This window comes from Pseudorhodobacter sp. (genome assembly GCF_030452865.1).
Taxonomy (GTDB): Bacteria; Pseudomonadota; Alphaproteobacteria; order Rhodobacterales; family Rhodobacteraceae; genus Pseudorhodobacter.
Map to the genome: position 1 here is coordinate 1 of NZ_JAKDLJ010000390.1, position 3,283 is coordinate 3,283.

Here is a 3,283-nt window from a genome sequence, read left to right on the forward strand (position 1 = left end):
GCCTAAGTTCTTTGAGGTTCTTCGCGTCTCTTACGGCAAAGTCCGTGGCACGAAAAACTCGGCATATTGGGGGGGCGATAGTTTTGGCTCTTGATGGCACGGCCTTGGGCCGCACCACCCCCACTTTGCGCAGATTGGACGCGGGCCCCTTTTTGCAAGAAGCAATGCTGTCGCAGCATATGCCCTATCTCAATTACGTCGATGATCAGATCATGATGCTCAAGCAAGGGGATCTGATGGCGACACTGCGGTTTGACGGCGTCAATCCAATGACGACGCCGGATGCGGACCTCGACGCGCTCAAGCGTGCGGTGGCGGCAATCATCGCATTAATGGGCAGTAGTTTTGGCTTTTATGTCCACCGCATTTCCGTGCCGCAGTCTTTTGGTCTGGTGCCGGTCGATGGTGATGACTTCGCCGCAGAGATTGACCGACTTTGGCAGGCCCATATCAAAGCACTGGAGCCAAAAAAGCTGCGGCTTTATCTAACGGTGATCAAACGTCCAAACCTTGGCGCGCGCCTGCCGATCTTACGCAAATTCGCTCACCGGAATTATCTGAACGACCGACAGGAGCGGATTGGCAAACTCAATGAAGTGATGAATTTCTTTGAGGAAGCTTTGGCTCCCGCCCGTCCCATCCGTCTGACGCGGGCGGGCGGCGAATGGCTTGGGCTTTTGGCCGCGCTCAACTCCGGGGCCTTCGTGCCCATCGCTCAAAGTGCGACGTTCACCACGCTTGCCTCTCAGGCCAGCAATTGCCGGGCGATCTTTGAGCGCGGCAGCGTGATCATCCGCGATGAAGTGACGGGTGCCGCCCGCTATGGTGCTACCTTCGCAGTCAAAACCTACCCTTCGGCCACGGATGTCTCCATGCTGGACGCGCTGGATCTGCCGATTGATGTTGTGGTGACCAACACTTTCTCGCCCACCCCCAATAATATCATGCTGGAGCAGATTCAGCGCACCATTCGCCAAATGCGGGCGGCGGATGATGCGGCGGTATCGTTGCGCGATCAACTCGCAGTGGCAGCCGATGATATGGAGTCCGGTCGTATTGCCTTTGGCGATCATCACCTGTCCATCGCGGCTTATGCTGACAGCACCGAGTTGCTGGAAAGAGGGGTCGCGCAAATCAAACGGATTGCGCAGGAATCCTCTATTGTGCTGGTGCGCGAACACATGGCGCTCAAAGCGACCTATTTTGCGCAGCATCCCGGTAACTTTTCCTACCGTGCACGCAAAGCGCCAATATCATCGCAAAACTTTGCCGATTTTGCGGCCCTGCATGGCACGGTTGAAGGTCGGCTGCCGAGCAGCAGTCCCTGGGGCCAAAACATCACGGTCTTTCCATCGGTCGGCTCCTCCGGCTATCGCTTCAACTTCCATGAAGCAGGTGATCCCAAAAAGGAACCTTCTGCTGGTCATACAATCGTGCTTGGCACAATGGGGTCCGGCAAGACCTTTACAACCGCGTTTCTGACGGCGCAGGCGCGGCGTGTCGGTACGCGCTTGTTCTTTTTCGACAAGGACCAAGGCTTAGAAATGGCAGTGCGCGCCCTTGGTGGCAGCTACAATCAAATCCGTGCCGGGGTGCCAACCGGCCTGAACCCGCTGAAAACCGAGACAGATGCGCGCGGCAAGGCGTGGTTGTCAGATTGGCTGTCGACGCTGATGTCGCGCCAAGGCCCGCTGAGTGGTGAACAAGCGCGGCATTTGCAATTGGCCATTCGCCAAAATGCTGATGCCAACCCAAACCTGCAGAATTTTGCAGGGTTTGAGCAGTTGTTTCGATCCTTAGACGATGACGACGAGCTGCAGAGCCGGATCGCGGAATGGGGCCCAGGTGGCCGCTTCGGCTGGGTTTTTGACGGGAATGATGCCGGTCACAGTTTGGATGTCAAAGGCGACATTGTTGGTTTTGACATGACCGAGTTGTTGGATATGGAAACCGAACGCACCGCCGTTCTGTCCTATATTTTTCGCCAAATTGAACGGGTGGTCGAAGACCGAAAACCAACAATCATCGTGCTCGACGAGGCGTGGAAGCTGCTCAACGACGCTTATTTCGGGGCGCGATTGGAAAACTGGTTAGTGACGCTACGCAAACTCAATTGCGTGGTGATCATGATGACACAGCTGCCGTCGCAATTGGAAAAGTCACATGTTGGCAAGACCATTGTGGAGACGGTTTCAACGCAAATCCTGTTTCCAAACCCGAAAGCCGAGGCCGCAGATTATCGGTTTTTACGTCTTAATGAGAAAGAGGCCGAGTTGATGGTGCAGCCGGTGTTTGGGTCCCGCGCAGCGCTGATCCGGTCGGGGGGTGAAAGCGTGTTTATCAACGCAGATTTGAGTGCTCTTGGCGCATTGTTGCCCATTTTGGGCGGTGGTGCCACCGGCGAGACTTATGCCGGTGAAGGCTGGCGCACACGAGAAAGGTTTTGGAATAAATGACCCGCATTCTTATCGCCATTTTGCTGCTCGGCACTCTGGCATCATGTGAAAGCTACACCAATAAAATCTCGCCCTGCTTTGGCCGGAATGGGCACGTTATGGCGACCAATGCCGCCTATATTCCGGCCCTGCGCTTCGTGTCGCCAGCGAAGCAAAAGGCTGGCACCGGTAACTGCACGTTTCGCCCTATCGGGGTGAGCGCGTGAAACAGGTTTTGCTTTCATCAGCCCTGTTCACGGCCATGGCGGCGCCTATGGCCGTGGCCCAAGGCGTGCCGGTGATTGATGGCGCGGGTCTTGCAAAGCAGATTGCAAAGCTGGCGCAGCAAGCAAAAGATTTTGGCGTACAGCAGGACAAGGCGGACACGCGCAACACCTTAGCCGAGATTGAGTCTGAACAACTTGCAACCTTAGAAAAAATGACCGCCGCGATCAGCGGGCCGGGATATGACATTGCCGCGATGGAAAGTAGTGGTGATCTTGGGGCCAACAAGGTCTATCCAGCCACGCCAACGGGGTCGTTGGACGCCCGGCTCTTTGGTGATGCCCGCGAAACGGTGGAGCGGATGATTGCGCAGGTGGCAGGTGAATATGCCGGGGCGGCAAGCTCTGCGGGTCTCTCGCCGACGCAGTTTCGTTGCTTGTTCCAAGCCCTGATCAAACAAGAAAGCCGCTTTAATGTGACCATCAGCAGCCCGGTTGGAGCCTATGGGCTGACCCAACTGATGCCGGGAACTGCCGCCGATATGGGGGTGGACATCAATGATCCCATCCAGAACCTGCGAGGGGGTGCGAAATACATCACAATCCAATTGCGCAGGTTTGGCA

The 3,283-nt window shown here is 56.1% G+C and carries 3 protein-coding genes; all 3 read left to right on the forward strand.

All coding sequences use genetic code 11. The features are described from left to right. The first annotated feature begins 164 nt into the window (after positions 1-164). The gene (locus L0H65_RS16870; RefSeq protein ID WP_301460394.1) at positions 165-2,456 is read left to right on the forward strand and encodes a type IV secretion system protein B4; all 2,292 of its coding nucleotides are present in this window, start codon (positions 165-167) and stop codon (positions 2,454-2,456) included. Then, positions 2,453-2,662: a hypothetical protein gene (locus tag L0H65_RS16875; protein WP_301460392.1), complete on the forward strand. Its 210-nt coding sequence runs from the start codon at positions 2,453-2,455 to the stop codon at positions 2,660-2,662. Before L0H65_RS16870 ends, L0H65_RS16875 begins: the two co-directional genes overlap by 4 nt. Positions 2,663-2,709: 47 nt before the next feature. Next, positions 2,710-3,283 (forward strand): lytic transglycosylase domain-containing protein (locus L0H65_RS16880; protein ID WP_301460393.1); only part of this gene is annotated, 574 nt, incomplete at its 3' end.